This window comes from Citrobacter enshiensis (assembly GCF_029338175.1).
In the GTDB taxonomy this organism is placed as follows: domain Bacteria; phylum Pseudomonadota; class Gammaproteobacteria; order Enterobacterales; family Enterobacteriaceae; genus Citrobacter_D; species Citrobacter_D enshiensis.
Genome location: NZ_CP119862.1, coordinates 2956871 through 2974567, shown reverse-complemented (window position 1 = coordinate 2974567; position 17697 = coordinate 2956871). Strand labels below are relative to the sequence as shown.

Genomic DNA, 17697 nt, shown 5'->3' with positions numbered 1-17697 from the left:
ACGTACTGGGGAGAGTGCAAATTTCACAACCATTCTTTTGATTTATAACAATATTCATACATCTTCTCTTTGACGCAAAATGATACATTTTTAACCATGTGACTTTTTTTAGTCATAAGAAAGGCTTATTGATTTCTGGAGGGGATTATTTCTTTTATTCCGGTGATCCTGTTGCAGGATATTACGATTTGCTGGCTGATAAGGGGAACTTCACTAAGCTTATTTCCACGCAGCGAAAATGATGGCGATGTCCATCTGTTGCGTGAGGAGTCACTCCTCGGCACCTACGCAGTATGATGTCTAATCAATGACGGAGGTCAGTAATGGCAAACCATCGGGGCGGTTCCGGCAACTTTGCGGAAGACCGTGAAAGAGCATCAGAAGCAGGCCGTAAAGGTGGCCAGCACAGCGGGGGTAACTTCAAGAACGATCCGCAACGTGCATCAGAAGCAGGCAAAAAAGGGGGCAAAAGTAGTCACGGCAACCGTAACAGCTAGCCTGTCTGAATCTTCCATGGCGTTGGGTGCAGGTGATACTCACACGCCATGAGGCCACCGCCGCCGGATATTCCGGCGGTTTTTTTTGGTCCGCAAGGTTGAACTGTAACAAAACGCAACGCAGACTAAAGGGATTCTGCTCATTGGGTGTCCCATGTCACAACGTTCAGGTTACTCCTTCTCCATAAAGCCCCAGGAAGCCATCCTCATCATCATCACGATGTTTTGGGGCGGTACCTTTCTGGCTGTGCAATATGCGGTCACCCAGAGCGGGCCGTTTTTCTTTGTCGGTATTCGTTTTGCGACGGCGGCGCTGGCCGTGGCGTTGCTGTCACTGCGCACATTGCGCGGGTTAACCTGGCTGGAATGTAAAGCAGGTGTGGCGATCGGTGTCTCGATAGCGCTCGGCTATAGCCTGCAAACCTGGGGATTGCAGTACATCCCCAGCAGCAAATCTGCCTTTATCACCGCGATGTATGTGCCGCTGGTGCCCTTGCTGCAATGGCTTTGTCTGGGGCGGATGCCGGGGTTGATGCCCTGTGTGGGCATTGTGCTGGCGTTCATCGGACTGATTTTTCTTGCGGGTCCGGGTGATAACCTACTGGCGCTGGGCGAAGGCGAGTTGATTACGCTTGCCAGCGCGGTGGCGATTGCGGCTGAAATTATTCTTATCAGCGCATGGGCGGGGAAAGTGGATGTCCGTCGGGTGACGGTGGTGCAACTGGTAACAGCATCGCTGGTGGCGTTCATCGCCATGGCGCCGGCCGGGGAGTCGGTCCCGCCGATGTCTACGGGATTGCTGGTGGTTACCCTCGGACTGGGCATCTTCAGTGCGATTATCCAGGTGACGATGAACTGGGCGCAGCGCAGCGTTTCGCCAACGCGGGCAACGGTGATTTATACCGGTGAACCGGTATGGGCAGGGATTTTTGGCCGCATTGCCGGAGAGCGTTTACCGTTACTGGCGCTGTTGGGCGCGGTATTTATTATTGCTGGCGTGTTGGTCAGTGAATTGAAGTTGAAGCGGAAAGCAACCTCAGCGGAGAGCACCGCTGACGATGCGTCGCAAGTGCCATCGGACCCTCAGTAAGCAAACCAATCCTGGGTTAACCCCCGCAAGATTTGTTATGCTCATCGCAAATAAAAAAGGAGAGGGCGCATGGCACAAAGCGCAGTCAAAAAACCAGGTAAACGTTCGCAGGCCGTTAGCGCAAAACGCCAGGCCATTCTTAACGCCGCATTAAACACCTTTTCCCAGTTTGGCATTCATGGTACCCGGCTTGAGCAGGTTGCTGAACTGGCGGGTGTATCCAAAACTAATCTTCTCTATTATTACCCGTCAAAAGAGGCGCTGTATGTGGCGGTACTGCGCCAGATCCTCGACATCTGGCTGGCGCCGCTAAAGGCGTTTCGTGAGGATTTCGCGCCGCTGGTGGCGATCAAAGAGTATATCCGCCTGAAGCTGGAGGTTTCCCGTGATTACCCGCAGGCTTCAAGGTTGTTTTGCATGGAAATGCTGGCGGGGGCGCCGTTACTGATGGAAGAGTTAACGGGCGATCTGAAGGCGCTGATTGACGAGAAATCCGCGTTGATCGCCGGTTGGGTCGAAAGCGGCAAACTTGCGCCCGTCGATCCGCACCATCTTATCTTTATGATTTGGGCTTCAACGCAGCATTACGCGGATTTTGCCCCTCAGGTGGAAGCTGTGACGGGCGCAACGCTGCGCGATGAAGTCTTTTTTAACCAAACGGTCGAGAACGTTCAGCGGATGATCATCGAAGGCATTCGCGTGCGTTAACCGGCCGGCGGCAACGGGCAGCTTAAATCGCCTTCTTCACACTGCAGCAGCGAGGCTAAAAAAGCGTCGCGCTCTGCGGTTTTGTCTGCCAGACACTGACTGGCGATCATCGCCTGTGCGCTACCGCCTTCCGTTCCGGAGCTGAGTAATGCGCAATCGGCATCTCTGAGCGCAATCCACGCGCTCTGTGCTTTTTTCAGCAATTCACGCTGCGGCGGCGCGGCGCGGGTCAGCGCATTCTGCCAGGTCTCATTGAGTTTTTTATCGGCTGCCTGAAATTGTGCGGCGGCGCAGGTGTTCATTTCGGTTTGCGTGCTGGCGTTCGCGCAGTCATCGGCCAGCGCCTGACTGCTCAACAGCAGCGCAGCGCACGTCAGTAAAATTCGGTTCATGCTTCCCTCTGGCTCCATAAAAAAAGGCTCCGTTACCGGAGCCTTAATTAACCACAGCCTTAGCCAATTGTCATCAGGCTGGCGTTACCTCCGGCAGCCGCGGTGTTGACGCTGAGGGAACGTTCAATGTACAGCCGCTCCAGCAGAATGTTAGTTTCGCCACGGGCAAATCCCTGTACAGAAACGATGGCACCCTCGCGTGCGGCAACGGCTTCACACAAGGCGCGCAGCTGATCGGAGTCGCCGTGGAAGATAACCGCATCGAACGGTTGCGACGTCAGTCCATCGCGTTTCGCAAACTGAATACGTTGGGAAACGGCGGCGGGCAGGCGTTTTGCCAGCTCACGATGGGCGCTATCATCCGGCCACAAAATCAGACTTCCGACCGACATGACGGCGGCAACCTGAACCAGCGCATCCTGCTCGTCTTCCGCCAGGCATAACACACGTTCCCGCGGCAGCAGCGTCCAGGTGTTACGTTCCCCGGTGGGACCTGGCAGCACGCGTTGAGTTCCGGACTGACTGAGCTCGCTGAACTGCTGGCAGAGTGCGTGCAGCGCCGGGCGATCTTCCGCCCATTGGGTTAATTTCACCAGCGGCTGAATCAGCGCGGTTTTTACCTGGGTATCGACAGCGTAGTTGGCATCCTGACGTGCCAGCGTCGTCCCCAACGCTTTCTCCGGACGGTGTGCCAGCAGGCGATACAGGTACAGCGGGCCGCCGGCTTTTGGTCCGGTACCGGATAACCCTTCACCGCCAAACGGCTGAACGCCGACCACCGCGCCGACCATGTTGCGGTTAACGTACAGGTTACCCACGTGTGCCGAGCCGGTGACCTGAGCGATGGTTTCATCGATACGGGTATGTACGCCGAGCGTCAGCCCGTATCCGGACGCGTTAATTTGTTCGATCAACGCATCCAGATTGTTACGGTTGTAGCGCACCACGTGGAGTACCGGTCCGAACACCTCTTTTTGCAACTCGTCAAAGCTTTCCAGCTCAATCAACGTCGGGGCGATAAAGGTTCCGGTCTGCCATTCGCGGGCATCGTCGCTGTTTTCACGGACGGCCTGGAATACCGGACGACCTTTGGCGCGCATAGCCTGAATATGGCCTTCAATGTTGCTTTTCGCTTCATGGTCGATAACCGGACCGATGTCTGTGGTCAGGCGACCCGGATTGCCCATTCGGCATTCGGCCATCGCCCCACGCAGCATCTTCAGGGTATGTTCAGCGATGTCGTCCTGCAGACACAGTACGCGCAGTGCAGAGCAGCGCTGCCCGGCACTGTCAAACGCGGAGGCCAGCACATCCACCACCACCTGTTCGGTGAGGGCGGAGGAATCGACGATCATGGCGTTCATTCCGCCGGTTTCCGCGATAAGCGGGATCGGACGACCCTGAGTATCCAGGCGTGTGGCGAGCGTGCGTTGCAACAGCGTGGCGACTTCCGTCGAACCGGTAAACATCACGCCGCGCACACGGTTATCGGCGGTCAGTTGCGCCCCTACCGTTTCCCCCCGACCTGGCAGCAACTGCACCACCCCGGCGGGTACGCCCGCTTCTCGCAGGAGAGCAATCCCCTGAGCGGCGATCAGCGGCGTCTGTTCTGCCGGTTTTGCCAGCACACTGTTGCCTGCCGCCAGCGCGGCGGCGACCTGACCGGTGAAAATCGCCAGCGGGAAGTTCCACGGGCTGATGCAGACCACCGGACCTAATGGACGGTGTGTTTCATTGTCGAAATCATCGCGTACCTGGCCTGCGTAATAGTGCAGGAAGTCCACGGCTTCACGCACTTCGGCAATGGCGTTGCTGAAGGTCTTACCGGCTTCGCGCACCAGGATGCCAATCAGCTGCTGCATCTGACTTTCCATCAACACGGCGGCGCGTTGCAAAATCGCTGCGCGCTCCTGCGGCGGGGTGGCAAACCAGATCGGGGCGCTATCCACCGCGCTCTGCAGCGCTTGTTCGACTTCACCTGGGCTTGCTTCTCGCACGAAACCGACGGTATCTTTTGGCTCTGCAGGGTTAATCACGGGTGCCATTTCCCCGTCGGCAACCGGCTGTTCCAGCATCGGTTTCGCCTGCCATTTTTGCAGGGCGCTGTTGAGCAGGGCGGAGGAGAGAGAGGCCAGACGGTGTTCGTTGGCCAGATCCAGACCGCCGGAGTTCTCACGACCATGACCATAGAGGTCACGAGGCAGTGCAATTTTCGGGTGCGGCAGGCCAGCCTGTCCTTCCTGTTGCGCCAGTTTCTCAACGGCTTCTACGGGATCGGCCACCAGTTCATCCAGCGGTAACGTAGCGTCGGCGATGCGGTTAACAAAAGAGGTGTTTGCCCCGTTTTCCAGCAGGCGGCGTACCAGGTAGGCCAGCAGCGTTTCATGAGTGCCGACCGGCGCATAAATGCGGCAAGGACGGTTGAGTTTACCGTCGGCAACTTTACCGGTGACCTGCTCGTACAGCGGTTCGCCCATGCCATGCAGACACTGGAACTCATACTGACCTGGATAGTAGTTTTGCCCGGCCAGTTGATAAATCGCCGCCAGCGTGTGGGCGTTGTGGGTGGCGAACTGCGGATAAATCAGGTTCGGCACGCCAAGCAGTTTCTTGGCACAGGCAAGGTAGGAAACATCGGTGTACACCTTGCGGGTATACACCGGATACCCTTCCAGACCGTCCATCTGCGCGCGTTTGATTTCGCTATCCCAGTAGGCGCCTTTCACCAGACGGATCATCAGACGGCGGCGAGAACGGGTCGCCAGGTCTATCAGATAATCAATCACGAACGGGCAGCGTTTCTGGTAAGCCTGGATAACAAAGCCAATACCGTTCCAGCCGGCCAGTTCCGGTTCAAAACAGAGTTTTTCCAGCAGGTCGAGCGAGATCTCCAGACGATCGGCTTCTTCGGCATCGATGTTGATACCGATATCGTACTGGCGCGCCAACAGGGTCAGCGATTTCAGGCGCGGGTACAGCTCTTCCATGACGCGGTCATACTGCGCGCGGCTATAGCGCGGGTGCAGAGCCGAGAGCTTGATGGAGATGCCCGGACCTTCGTAAATACCGCGACCGTTCGAGGCTTTACCAATCGCGTGGATCGCCTGCTGATAGGAAACCATATAGGCCTGGGCGTCCACTGCGGTCAGCGCGGCTTCACCCAGCATGTCGTAGGAGTAGCGGAAACCTTTATCTTCCAGCTTGCGGGCATTAGCCAGCGCTTCCGCAATGGTTTCTCCGGTGACGAACTGTTCGCCCATCAGGCGCATCGCCATATCCACGCCTTTGCGGATCAGCGGTTCGCCGCTCTTGCCGATAATACGGTTCAGCGAGCGGGAGAGATTGGCTTCGTTATGTGTTGATACCAGCTTACCAGTGAACAGCAGACCCCAGGTCGCCGCGTTGACAAACAGAGACGGACTGCGGCCAATGTGTGACTGCCAGTTGCCATTACTGATTTTGTCGCGGATCAGCGCATCGCGAGTGGCTTTATCGGGAATACGCAGCAGCGCTTCCGCCAGACACATCAACGCCACCCCTTCCTGAGAAGAGAGAGAGAATTCCTGCAACAGGCTCTGAACCATGCCGGCACGACCGCTGGCCGTTTTCTGGTTGCGGAGTTTTTCCGCCAGCTGCCAGGCAAGTTTATGTGCCTGTTCTGCAATAGGTTGCGGCAGGCGGGCCTGCTCCATCAGCATCGCGACGGAATCGGTTTCGGCGCGACGGTATGCGCTGGTAATGGCGGCACGTGAAACCGACTGGGGCAAGATGTGCTCGGCAAACTCGAGGAAAGGCTGGTGGATTTCATCCTGCTGCGCGACGGATTCTTCGCTTTCATTTGCCGCACCGGCCAGCAGCGCGGGAAGCTCTGGCAACGCGTCATTGTTTTCCAGTTTTTCCAGATAATTAAAAATTGCCTGCTTGATGAGCCAGTGTGGGGTGCGATCGATACGTATTGCTGCTGATTTAATACGTTCGCGCGTCGCGTCATCCAGCTTAACCCCCATCGTGGTGGTTCCCATGCCGTGTGCTCCTGTTGTTCTGGTAAGTAGTACTAATGGTTATCGAGAAATATCTACTATGTTGCAACTTTGTGCAACCTTGTTAAGTGTGATGTGGCTTGCAAGCTCAAAAATGAATTAATTGTTAAATATTGAGCGGGTGTTCTTTAATCAGGAAATAAAAAGTGAATTATTTCTCTGCGGTAGTTAACACTTTTTAAAGGTGCAACCGTGAAAAATGTGAGAGAGTGCAACCTATAGAAAAATGGTATGCCGCTGATTAAAAAATTGATGTAAATGGTGTGTTAAATCGATTGTGAAAGACCACAGCTTCCGGCAGGATACGGGCGCCCTGGTAAACATACACACCACTGCTACGTTCCGGCAGGGGATAAACGGCAAGTATCGATATTGTCGATAAATGATTCTGGAGATTTTTGATGGCTATTAGCACACCGATGCTGGTGACATTTTGTGTCTATATTTTGGGCATGATATTGATTGGGTTTATTGCATGGCGTTCAACGAAGAACTTTGATGATTATATTCTGGGTGGCCGTAGCCTCGGGCCATTTGTGACCGCATTGTCGGCGGGTGCATCGGATATGAGCGGCTGGCTGCTGATGGGACTGCCAGGCGCGATTTTCATTTCAGGCATTTCAGAAAGCTGGATCGCGATTGGCCTGACATTAGGCGCGTGGATCAACTGGAAGCTGGTGGCGGGCCGTCTGCGCGTACATACCGAATACAACAATAACGCGTTAACCCTGCCGGACTACTTCACCGGACGTTTTGAAGACAACAGCCGCATTCTGCGTATTATCTCCGCGGCGGTTATTCTGCTGTTTTTCACCATCTATTGTGCTTCAGGCATCGTGGCGGGGGCGCGCCTGTTCGAAAGCACCTTCGGCATGAGCTATGAAACGGCGCTGTGGGCAGGGGCGGCAGCGACCATCCTTTACACCTTTATTGGCGGTTTCCTCGCGGTAAGCTGGACCGACACCGTTCAGGCCAGCCTGATGATTTTTGCGCTGATCCTGACGCCGGTAATGGTCATTATCGCCGTGGGCGGGTTTGGCGACTCGCTGGAGGTTATCAAACAAAAGAGCATTGAGAATGTGGACATGCTCAAAGGGCTGAATTTTGTCGCCATTATCTCCCTGATGGGCTGGGGGCTGGGTTACTTCGGTCAGCCACACATCCTGGCGCGCTTTATGGCGGCGGACTCTCACCACAGCATCGTGCATGCGCGTCGTATCAGTATGACCTGGATGATCCTGTGTCTGGCGGGGGCAGTGGCCGTCGGCTTCTTCGGTATCGCATACTTCAACGATAATCCGGCACTGGCTGGAGCGGTTAACCAGAACTCTGAGCGCGTCTTCATCGAACTGGCGCAAATTCTGTTCAACCCGTGGATTGCCGGTATTCTGCTGTCTGCCATTCTGGCTGCGGTGATGTCGACCCTCAGCTGCCAGCTGCTGGTATGCTCCAGTGCGATTACCGAAGATCTGTACAAAGCCTTCCTGCGCAAAGGGGCCAGCCAGCAAGAGTTGGTGTGGGTAGGGCGTCTGATGGTGCTGGTGGTGGCGCTGGTGTCTATCGCGCTGGCTGCTAACCCTGAGAACCGGGTTCTTGGCCTGGTGAGCTACGCCTGGGCCGGCTTTGGCGCTGCATTTGGTCCGGTGGTCCTGTTCTCTGTGATGTGGTCGCGAATGACCCGCAACGGCGCGCTGGCCGGGATGATCATCGGTGCTGTCACCGTCATTGTCTGGAAACAGTTCGCCTGGCTGGGCCTGTATGAAATCATTCCAGGCTTTATTTTCGGTAGTCTGGGGATTGTGGTCTTCAGTTTGCTGGACAAAGCGCCGTCTGCCGCTATGCAGGCACGCTTTGCGAAAGCGGATGCGCATTACCATTCGGCGCCGCCGTCGCGTCTGCAGGAGCAGTAACAGAGCCTGAAGGTATCGAACTGCTGGCCGGATAAGACGCTTACGCGTGGCTATCCGGCAAAAACACTCTCCAGCCCGCCATGTGCGGGCTTTTTCGTCTCAGCGCCCTACAAAATATTAATAACCATTAATCAGCCAAATATTTACATTCAATCATCATAATCAAAACATTCTGCTTGAGTTTTCTTTCTCTGTAATGATAATCACTATCACTGTAATTTACTTTTCTTTGCATCAGTTGACTGAGAATAACGTTTAAGGGCTCCCGGCATGTTTGTTCCGTTTCTAATTATGTTACGCGAAGGGCTTGAGGCTGCGCTGATTGTGAGTTTGATCGCCAGCTATCTGAAGCGTACCCAGCGCGGTCGCTGGATTGGTGTGATGTGGATTGGGGTGATTCTGGCGGCGGGATTGTGCCTGGCGCTGGGGATCTTCATCAATGAAACCACGGGTGAATTTCCGCAGAAGGAACAAGAGCTGTTTGAAGGCATTGTGGCAGTCATTGCCGTGGTGATCCTGACCTGGATGGTGTTCTGGATGCGTAAAGTGTCGCGCAACGTCAAAGTACAACTGGAGCAAGCTGTCGACAGCGCATTGCAGCGGGGAAATCATCACGGCTGGGCGTTGGTCATGATGGTCTTCTTCGCCGTTGCCCGTGAAGGGCTGGAATCGGTGTTCTTCCTGTTGGCTGCGTTTCAACAGGACGTTGGATTCTGGCCGCCGCTGGGCGCGATGCTGGGACTGGCCACCGCAGTGGTGCTCGGTTTCTTACTGTATTGGGGCGGGATCCGCCTTAATCTTGGCGCTTTTTTCAAATGGACCAGCCTGTTCATTTTGCTGGTTGCTGCCGGGCTTGCTGCCGGTGCGATCCGCGCGTTTCACGAAGCGGGACTGTGGAACCACTTCCAGGATGTGGCATTTGATATGAGCAGTATCCTCTCAACCCATTCGCTGTTTGGAACGCTGATGGAGGGTATTTTCGGCTATCAGGAAGCGCCCAGCGTGAGTGAAGTCGCTGTCTGGTTTATCTATCTGATTCCGGCGTTGGTGCTGTTTGCGCTGCCGCCTCGTGCAGGTACGACGGCGTCTCGTACAGCACCCTGAAAAATGTGGCGCAAAAAACTATTTAGTTACAACATACTTATTTAAAGGGATGGGTCATGACGATTAACTTCCGCCGTAACGCGCTGCAGTTGGGCATTGCTGCGCTGTTCGCCTCCGCTTTTACTGCTCATGCAGCTGATATTCCACAGGTTAAAGTCACCGTTAATGATAAACAGTGTGAACCGATGACCCTGACAGTGAATGCCGGGAAAACGCAGTTCATTATTCTGAACCACAGCCAGAAAGCGCTGGAGTGGGAAATTCTCAAAGGCGTGATGGTGGTGGAAGAACGCGAAAACATCGCCCCCGGCTTCAGTCAGAAAATGACCGTGAATCTGCAACCGGGTGAATATGACATGACCTGCGGTCTGCTGACCAACCCGAAAGGGAAGCTGATCGTCAAAGGCAGCGCAACGGCAGAGGCGGCGCAAAGCAACGCGCTATTGAGTCTGAGTGGCTCGATTACAGAGTATAAAGCTTATGTAACGGCAGAAACCGCACAGCTGGTGACCGGCACAAAAGCGTTTACCGATGCCATTAAAGCGGGTGATATCGAGAAAGCAAAATCACTGTATGCGCCAACGCGTCAGCATTACGAGCGTATTGAACCAATCGCAGAACTCTTCTCTGATCTTGATGGCAGTATCGATGCGCGTGAAGATGATTACGAACAGAAAGCGGCGGATCCGAAATTTACTGGCTTCCACCGTCTGGAAAAAGCCCTGTTCGGCGACAACAGTACGAAAGGCATGGAAAAATATGCCGACCAGCTTTATACCGATGTGGTGGATCTGCAAACGCGTATCAGCGAGTTGGCTTTCCCGCCGTCAAAAGTGGTGGGCGGGGCTGCCGGTCTGATTGAAGAAGTTGCGGCCAGTAAAATTAGCGGCGAGGAAGATCGCTACAGCCACACTGACCTGTGGGACTTCCAGGCAAACGTCGATGGCGCGCAAAAAATTGTCAACCTTTTGCGTCCGCAGCTACAAAAATCCAATGCGGAATTACTGGCGAAAGTGGATGCCAACTTTAAGAAAGTGGATGCTATCCTGGCAAAATATCGCACCAAAGAGGGATTTGAGACCTATGACAAGCTGACCGATGCCGATCGTAACGCCCTGAAAGGGCCAATCACGACGCTGGCGGAAGATTTGTCTCAATTGCGCGGCGTACTGGGTCTGGATTAAGCACCATGCAGCAAGATAATGAAAACGGCGTGAGCGAACCGTCGCGCCGACGTTTACTGAAAGGGATGGGGGCATTGGGCGGCGCGCTGGCGCTGGCGGGGGGCTGCCCGGTGGCCCATGCTCAAAAACCGCAAAGTGCGCCGGGGACCTTGTCGCCGGATGCCCGTAGCGAAACGCAACCTTTCTACGGTGCACATCAGGCGGGTATTCTCACCCCGCAGCAGGCGTCTATGGTGCTGGTGGCCTTTGACATTCTGGCTAGCGATAAAGCTGAGCTCGAACGTCTGTTTCGCCTGTTGACGCGCCGTATCGCCTTCCTGACGACAGGAGGGCCCGCGCCTGAAACGCCAAATCCTCGCTTGCCGCCTATGGATTCAGGGATCCTCGGTGCCTGGATAGCACCCGATAATCTGACCATGACGCTCTCGGCGGGGCACTCGTTGTTCGATGAGCGTTATGGATTACAGGCTCAGATGCCGAAAAAACTGCAGAAAATGACGCGCTTTCCGAATGATTCACTGGATGCGGGGTTATGCCACGGGGATCTGTTATTACAGATTTGCGCCAATACCCAGGATACGGTGATTCATGCGTTGCGCGATATTATTAAGCACACGCCGGATCTCCTGAGCGTACGCTGGAAGCGGGAAGGGTTTATCTCCGATCACGCAGCACGCAGTAAGGGAAAAGAGACGCCGGTCAATCTGCTGGGCTTTAAAGATGGCACCGCCAATCCCGACAGCTCAGACGCCAGGTTAATGCAAGATGTCGTGTGGGTGACAGCAGAACAAGGAGAACCTGCGTGGGCGACAGGGGGCAGTTATCAGGCCGTCCGGCTGATTCAGTTCCGCGTCGAGTTCTGGGACAGGACGCCGCTAAAAGAGCAGCAAACCATTTTTGGCCGTGATAAACAGACCGGGGCGCCGCTGGGCATGCAGCACGAGCATGATGTGCCGGATTACGCCAGCGACCCGGAGGGGAATGTGATTGCGCTGGACAGCCATATTCGACTGGCGAATCCGCGCACGGCACAGACCCAATCCAGCCTGATGATGCGCCGTGGCTACAGTTACTCCCTCGGCGTGACCAATTCCGGGCAACTGGATATGGGACTGCTGTTCGTCTGTTATCAGCACGATCTGGAAAAAGGCTTTTTAGCCGTGCAAAAACGGCTGAATGGTGAAGCGCTTGAGGAGTACGTTAAGCCAATCGGCGGCGGCTACTTCTTCGCACTCCCCGGCGTAAAAAACGCCGACCACTATCTGGGGCAATCCCTGCTGGAAGCCTGATGGTCAGCCCCGCTTTTCCTGCGGGGCTTCACTCTCATCCCCATGAATGAAAATATTATTTTTTGATCTGACCTTTCTTCTGAAATAATTTTGTCACATCCCTGTAAGAGACTATTGTCAGCACAAAGAGAATTTTTCGTTAATGTGAAGTAAAAATGTTGTTGCGTTAATGATCGATTCTGATGTAATTATACGTATGAGCGGTAGTTCCCGGCAGTGATGGTCATTCACTATGGAGATCGCGAATGGTAAGGTCCTCAACTGGACATGCTTTTCACAGTAACCGCATTACCTTACGCGGAAGTTTCTCCTCCGGTAGCCCTCTTGTCACCCCTAAATTTCTCTCACTTCCTCTTAGCATTGTTACTGACGCCGTATACGGTGCGCGTAGCCGTGTGTGGTGTCTTTTTAGAAGGCAAGCTATGGCTTACAAGGAAGCCAACCCTCAGATGTGTGTGCGCATAATCGTGCTGCCAGCGGCACGTGTGATGTATACCTACAACTCAAGGTGCTATCCATGGGAAGACAAAAAGCAGTGATCAAAGCTCGTCGCGAAGCAAAGCGTGTGCTGAGACGGGATTCGCGTAGCCACAAACAACGTGAAGAAGAGTCGGTCACCTCGCTTGTGCAGATGAGCGGCGTAGAAGCAATTGGCATGGCGCGCGACAGCCGCGACGCAACACCAATTGCTGCGCGAAATGAGGCTCAGGCGCAGTACCTGAATGCCATTGAGAGTAAACAGCTGATCTTCGCTACGGGTGAAGCCGGATGTGGTAAAACCTGGATCAGCGCGGCAAAAGCAGCTGAGGCCCTGATACATAAAGATGTAGAAAGGATCATTGTCACCCGTCCAGTCCTGCAGGCCGACGAAGATCTCGGCTTCTTGCCTGGAGATGTTTCTGAGAAATTCGCGCCTTATTTTCGCCCGGTCTATGATGTGCTGGTGAAACGTCTGGGGGCGTCTTTTATGCAGTACTGCCTGCGACCTGAGATTGGCAAGGTGGAAATCGCGCCGTTCGCTTATATGCGCGGACGTACATTTGAAAATGCAGTTGTCATTCTCGACGAGGCTCAGAATGTGACTGCGGCGCAGATGAAAATGTTTTTAACTCGCCTCGGGGAGAACGTCACGGTGATCGTAAATGGTGATATTACCCAATGCGATTTACCCGCTCACGTTCAGTCAGGGCTCAGTGACGCGTTAGCGCGTTTTGAAGACGATGAGATGGTCGGGATTGTCCGATTCAACAAGGACGATTGCGTACGTTCAGCGCTTTGCCAACGCACGCTTAATGCTTACAGCTAGCGGTAGTGTGATCTCAGAGCCCGGGAAATGGACTGACCCCATAAAGTTGGACAGTTCATGTTAAGCGGCTTTCAGGGCCTGGGTTCGGTATTCTACCGGACTCAGGCCTTTTAATTTCAGGCTTATCCGTTCGTTGTTGTAGTAATGGATATAGTCCTCTATCGCTTTCCTTAGTTCTTTGACACTGCTGAACTGACCCAGATAAAAACACTCCGATTTCAACGTACCGAAGAAGTTCTCCATCACCGCATTATCCAGGCAGTTTTCCTTTGCGCGACATACTTTGCGTCATGCCCTGTGCCTTTAACCTGACCTGATAACCAGCCATTCGATAATGCCAGCCCTGATCCGAGTGCAACAACGGGGTGTCTTCTGGGCTGAGCTTCGAGAACGCATCGTGCAGATCGTATTAACTATCTCCATCACCGGCCTTTCCGACAGGCTGTAGGAGATAATCTCCCGGTTAAACAGATCGAGAACCGGCGACAGGTACAGTTTTTTACCCTGCACCGAGAACTCTGTAACATCCGTAACCCATTTTTCGTTGGCTTTTGAGGCACCGAAGTTCCGACTCAGGATATTGGGCGCTGCCTTGCCCGCTTCCCCTTTCCAGGCTCGATATTTCTTCACCCTTATCAGAGACCGGAGCGACAACGCTGTCATCAGCCGCTGCACTGTTTTATGGTTTACCAGCACCCCCTGTTTTCTCAGTGAGAGCGTGATCCTGCGGTAGCCATAGCGCCCTTTGTGATAGTGGTAAATCTCTCTGATTTTGTCTTTCAGCCCTGCATGCCTGTCCACTCGCTTCAGCGCATTCATATTGTGATACCACGTACTGCGGGACATATCCGCTGCACGCAGAAGGTCACTGAGCGCATACTCCAGCCTTAGCTCACTGATTATTGCGGCTTTCTGCCGTTTTTCTCGCTTTGAACTAAGGCCTTCAGCTTTTTTAGATAGGCATTCTCTGCTCGCAGGTAACGGAGTTCAGCCCGCAGTTCTTCGGGAGATAACTTTTCCAGTGCAGCATCGGTAAGTGGAAGTGTTTTTTGGGGTTTTGTCATGTCCTTGCTCCGGCCAGGTTTTATGCTCAGAAGTCCTTTCTCACCTGCGTCTTTGTAGACATTCACCCAGTGCCGGACAACGGTTTCATTTGAGATATTAAACCGTGCGGCAGCTTCACGCATTGAAAGTTCTTCATTGAGAACAGTCTGGACAACAGCCATCCGGAACGCTGGAGAATGGCGGTTATTTTTCCAGGTTATGCCATCAATACCATGGAGTTGCCAGGCTCTTACCCAGCGTCGCACTGATGTTCTTTCAACACCAAAACGTTCAGCGGTACGATGTGTTCCATCGTTTCCGGCAAGGTAGTGATTGACTACAGCTATTCTGGTTTCGAGGGAATATTTTGGCTTTGCCATAAAAAACTGCACCTTACTCAGTTGGGTGTCCAACTTTTGGGGTACAGTCCATCGTTTCCGGCAAGGTAGTGATTGACTACAGCTATTCTGGTTTCGAGGGAATATTTTGGCTTTGCCATAAAAAACTGCACCTTACTCAGTTGGGTGTCCAACTTTTGGGGTACAGTCCAAAACCGGGCTTTGTTTTTTGCAGGATAAAGGGTGCTTAGAAACGACGCAACCGTTCGGTCTGGTCTCCTGTAACCCAGCGTGTGCAATATGCGAAAAAAAGCCCGTACTTTCGTACGAGCTCTTTCTCGAATATGGCGGTGAGGGGGGATTGACTCGCTTCGCTCGCCCTGACGGGCAGCCCACTCACTGTGTTCGCGGTCTGTCCAACTGGCTGCGCCAGTTGTCGAACCCCGGTCGGGGATTCTCATCCCCCGCAGCGTGCAACATGCGAAAAAAAAGCCCGTACTTTCGTACGAGCTCTTTCTCGAATATGGCGGTGAGGGGGGGATTGACTCGCTTCGCTCGCCCTGACGGGCAGCCCACTTACTGCGTTCGCGGTCTGTCCAACTGGCTGCGCCAGTTGTCGAACCCCGGTCGGGGATTCTCATCCCCCCAGCGTGTGCAACATGCGAAAAAAAAGCCCGTACTTTCGTACGAGCTCTTTCTCGAATATGGCGGTGAGGGGGGGATTCGAACCCCCGATACGTTGCCGTATACACACTTTCCAGGCGTGCTCCTTCAGCCACTCGGACACCTCACCATATTGTCGTTCCAGTGTTGCCGGAACGGGCGCTAATGTAAGGAAATCCGCCTTTTACGTCAATCACCTTTTCTAAAAAATCGTGCGTTTACACAAACTTCAAGCAACATGAGGCTTAATTAAGCAGAAACTGCTTTTTTTGCCAGCAGGCTTAAATTTGTTATGCTGATGATCCTTATGAAAATGATGATGATAAGTGCGAGTAGATTCCGCATAACAACACGCAGGAGACAGTATGGAGATAATTTTCTATCACCCGACGTTCGACACGCCATGGTGGCTGAACGCGCTTGCAAAAGCGATTCCCGGGGCTAACGTTCGCGAATGGAAAGTGGGTGATAACGCCCATGCGGATTATGCGCTTGTATGGCATCCTCCGGTGGAAATGCTGGCAGGCCGGAAGTTAAAAGCCGTCTTCGCGCTGGGGGCTGGGGTCGATTCCATTCTCAGTAAGCTGAAAGCGCATCCAGAAATGCTGGAGCCGTCGATTCCGTTGTTCCGCCTGGAAGATACGGGAATGGGGTTGCAGATGCAGGAATACGCCGTGAGCCAGGTATTGCATTGGTTCCGTCGTTTTGATGACTATCAGGCACAGAAGAATGAACCTGTGTGGAGACCGCTGCCGGAATATTCTCGTGAGGAATTTTCTATCGGCATCATGGGGGCGGGGGTGTTGGGCGCGAAAGTCGCCGAAAGCTTACAGGCGTGGGGATTCCCGCTTCGTTGCTGGAGTCGTAGCCGCAAGTCCTGGCCTGGTGTCGAAAGTTTTGCCGGTGAAGAGGAACTCGCTGCATTTTTGAGCCAAACTCGGGTTCTGATTAATCTGCTGCCAAATACCGCGGAGACGGTGGGGATCATTCATGCCGGACTGCTGGCGCAGTTGCAGGATGGGGCGTACGTGCTTAACCTGGCACGCGGCGTTCATGTCAATGAAGACGATCTGCTGGCGGCGCTGGAGAGTGGAAAACTTAAGGGCGTAATGCTTGATGTCTTCAGCCGTGAACCATTGCCAAAAGAGAGCCCGCTCTGGAAACATCCTCGCGTGGCGATGACACCACATATCGCGGCGGTGACGCGACCCGCCGAAGCGGTGGAATATATTTCCCACACCATTTTGCAACTGGAAAACGGTAAACCCGCTACAGGGCAAGTGGATCGCCAGCGAGGCTACTGATACAAACCCGGTTAGCGCCGGGTTTCGACTAAAAAATGGCGACGATTCCTGCTATCCTTGACGTAAAATGAATACAGGAGAAAGTGATGTATCCCGTTGACCTGCATATGCACACCGTCGCCAGCACCCACGCCTACAGCACACTGAGCGACTATATCGCGGAAGCCAAACGCAAAGGTATCAAGCTGTTTGCTATTACGGATCATGGGCCGGATATGGCTGATGCGCCACATCACTGGCATTTTATTAATATGCGTATCTGGCCGCGTTTGGTTGATGGGGTAGGTATTCTGCGGGGCATTGAAGCCAACATTAAAAATATTGAGGGTGAAATTGACTGCACTGGCCCCATGCTCACGTCTCTGGATTTGATCATCGCCGGGTTCCATGAGCCGGTTTTTGCACCGCACGATAAAGACACCAACACCCAGGCGATGATTGCCACCATGGCCAGTGGTCATGTGCACATTATTAGCCACCCGGGGAACCCCAAATATCCTGTTGATATTACGGCGATCGCTCAGGCTGCCGCTAAATATCAGGTCGCGTTGGAAATCAACAACTCCTCCTTCTTGCATTCGCGCAAAGGCAGTGAAGAGAATTGCCGCGCCGTGGCTGCGGCAGTGCGTGATGCCGGGGGCTGGGTGGCATTAGGATCAGACTCCCATACAGCGTTCACGTTAGGGGATTTTGCTGAGTGCCGGAAAATTCTCGACGAAGTGAACTTCCCGGAAGAGCGGATCCTCAACGTTTCGCCAAAACGGTTGCTGACATTCCTGGAATCGCGCGGCATGGAGCCTATCCCGGAATTTGCTGAACTTTAATTGT

At 53.8% G+C, this 17697-nt stretch carries 12 protein-coding genes, 1 tRNA gene and 1 pseudogene; 10 read left to right on the top strand and 4 right to left on the bottom strand.

The window, feature by feature from the left end:
* Window positions 1–323 precede the first annotated feature (323 nt).
* The 3 genes from P2W74_RS14450 to rutR all read left to right on the top strand — a co-directional run bounded on the left by P2W74_RS14450 (window position 324) and on the right by rutR (window position 2295).
* Window positions 324–497 (top strand): con-10 family general stress protein, encoded by a 174-nt coding sequence (locus tag P2W74_RS14450; protein ID WP_012132907.1) that lies wholly within the window; start codon window positions 324–326, stop codon window positions 495–497.
* 154 nt (window positions 498–651) lie between these two features.
* A complete protein-coding gene (locus P2W74_RS14445) occupies window positions 652–1587 on the top strand; it encodes a DMT family transporter (protein ID WP_276292144.1) in 936 nt (311 codons plus the stop codon).
* Between the two features lie 69 nt (window positions 1588–1656).
* Window positions 1657–2295 (top strand): HTH-type transcriptional regulator RutR, encoded by a 639-nt coding sequence (rutR, locus tag P2W74_RS14440; protein WP_276292143.1) that lies wholly within the window; start codon window positions 1657–1659, stop codon window positions 2293–2295.
* Here rutR and P2W74_RS14435 read toward each other — a convergent pair.
* On the bottom strand, window positions 2292–2687 hold the full coding sequence (locus tag P2W74_RS14435) for a lysozyme inhibitor LprI family protein (RefSeq protein WP_276292142.1): 396 nt from the start codon (window positions 2685–2687) through the stop codon (window positions 2292–2294). The genes rutR and P2W74_RS14435 overlap by 4 nt on opposite strands.
* Before the next feature lie 59 nt (window positions 2688–2746).
* Window positions 2747–6709: a trifunctional transcriptional regulator/proline dehydrogenase/L-glutamate gamma-semialdehyde dehydrogenase gene (gene putA / locus P2W74_RS14430; protein ID WP_276292141.1), complete on the bottom strand. Its 3963-nt coding sequence runs from the start codon at window positions 6707–6709 to the stop codon at window positions 2747–2749.
* 419 nt (window positions 6710–7128) lie between these two features.
* On the opposite strand from putA, the gene putP reads away from it, so the two are divergent.
* From putP to phoH, 5 genes are all read left to right on the top strand, one after another.
* A complete protein-coding gene (gene putP, locus P2W74_RS14425; protein ID WP_276292140.1) occupies window positions 7129–8637 on the top strand; it encodes a sodium/proline symporter PutP in 1509 nt (502 codons plus the stop codon).
* 270 nt (window positions 8638–8907) lie between these two features.
* Window positions 8908–9741: an iron uptake transporter permease EfeU gene (efeU, locus tag P2W74_RS14420; protein WP_276292139.1), complete on the top strand. Its 834-nt coding sequence runs from the start codon at window positions 8908–8910 to the stop codon at window positions 9739–9741.
* A 56-nt stretch (window positions 9742–9797) separates the two neighbouring features.
* The gene (gene efeO / locus P2W74_RS14415; protein WP_276292138.1) at window positions 9798–10925 is read left to right on the top strand and encodes an iron uptake system protein EfeO; all 1128 of its coding nucleotides are present in this window, start codon (window positions 9798–9800) and stop codon (window positions 10923–10925) included.
* Between the two features lie 5 nt (window positions 10926–10930).
* Window positions 10931–12214, top strand: a complete 1284-nt coding sequence (gene efeB / locus P2W74_RS14410; RefSeq protein ID WP_276292137.1) for an iron uptake transporter deferrochelatase/peroxidase subunit — start codon at window positions 10931–10933, stop codon at window positions 12212–12214.
* 517 nt (window positions 12215–12731) lie between these two features.
* Complete coding sequence (gene phoH, locus P2W74_RS14405) at window positions 12732–13520, top strand: phosphate starvation-inducible protein PhoH (RefSeq protein WP_276292136.1); 789 nt, start codon at window positions 12732–12734, stop codon at window positions 13518–13520.
* Between the two features lie 60 nt (window positions 13521–13580).
* On the opposite strand, the pseudogene P2W74_RS14400 reads toward phoH, so the two are convergent.
* Together P2W74_RS14400 and P2W74_RS14395 are read right to left on the bottom strand one after the other, a co-directional pair.
* Window positions 13581–14944 (bottom strand): annotated as a pseudogene (locus P2W74_RS14400) (IS3 family transposase).
* A gap of 663 nt (window positions 14945–15607) precedes the next feature.
* Window positions 15608–15695, bottom strand: a tRNA-Ser gene (locus P2W74_RS14395).
* A gap of 235 nt (window positions 15696–15930) precedes the next feature.
* Between P2W74_RS14395 and ghrA the strand changes: the two genes are divergently transcribed.
* On the top strand, window positions 15931–16869 hold the full coding sequence (ghrA, locus tag P2W74_RS14390; protein WP_276292135.1) for a glyoxylate/hydroxypyruvate reductase GhrA: 939 nt from the start codon (window positions 15931–15933) through the stop codon (window positions 16867–16869).
* Between the two features lie 86 nt (window positions 16870–16955).
* The gene (locus P2W74_RS14385; RefSeq protein ID WP_276292134.1) at window positions 16956–17693 is read left to right on the top strand and encodes a phosphatase; all 738 of its coding nucleotides are present in this window, start codon (window positions 16956–16958) and stop codon (window positions 17691–17693) included.
* Window positions 17694–17697: the final 4 nt, after the last annotated feature.

What these genes read in the sequence shown, in the direction of transcription:
- rutR (WP_276292143.1), top strand. Translation starts at nt 1,657, where the DNA reads ATGGCACAAAGCGCAGTCAAAAAACCAGGTAAACGTTCGCAGGCCGTT.
- P2W74_RS14385 (WP_276292134.1), top strand. Translation starts at nt 16,956, where the DNA reads ATGTATCCCGTTGACCTGCATATGCACACCGTCGCCAGCACCCACGCC.
- efeU (WP_276292139.1), top strand. Translation starts at nt 8,908, where the DNA reads ATGTTTGTTCCGTTTCTAATTATGTTACGCGAAGGGCTTGAGGCTGCG.
- putP (WP_276292140.1), top strand. Translation starts at nt 7,129, where the DNA reads ATGGCTATTAGCACACCGATGCTGGTGACATTTTGTGTCTATATTTTG.
- efeB (WP_276292137.1), top strand. Translation starts at nt 10,931, where the DNA reads ATGCAGCAAGATAATGAAAACGGCGTGAGCGAACCGTCGCGCCGACGT.
- P2W74_RS14445 (WP_276292144.1), top strand. Translation starts at nt 652, where the DNA reads ATGTCACAACGTTCAGGTTACTCCTTCTCCATAAAGCCCCAGGAAGCC.
- P2W74_RS14435 (WP_276292142.1), bottom strand. Translation starts at nt 2,687, where the DNA reads ATGAACCGAATTTTACTGACGTGCGCTGCGCTGCTGTTGAGCAGTCAG.
- ghrA (WP_276292135.1), top strand. Translation starts at nt 15,931, where the DNA reads ATGGAGATAATTTTCTATCACCCGACGTTCGACACGCCATGGTGGCTG.
- P2W74_RS14450 (WP_012132907.1), top strand. Translation starts at nt 324, where the DNA reads ATGGCAAACCATCGGGGCGGTTCCGGCAACTTTGCGGAAGACCGTGAA.
- efeO (WP_276292138.1), top strand. Translation starts at nt 9,798, where the DNA reads ATGACGATTAACTTCCGCCGTAACGCGCTGCAGTTGGGCATTGCTGCG.
- phoH (WP_276292136.1), top strand. Translation starts at nt 12,732, where the DNA reads ATGGGAAGACAAAAAGCAGTGATCAAAGCTCGTCGCGAAGCAAAGCGT.
- putA (WP_276292141.1), bottom strand. Translation starts at nt 6,709, where the DNA reads ATGGGAACCACCACGATGGGGGTTAAGCTGGATGACGCGACGCGCGAA.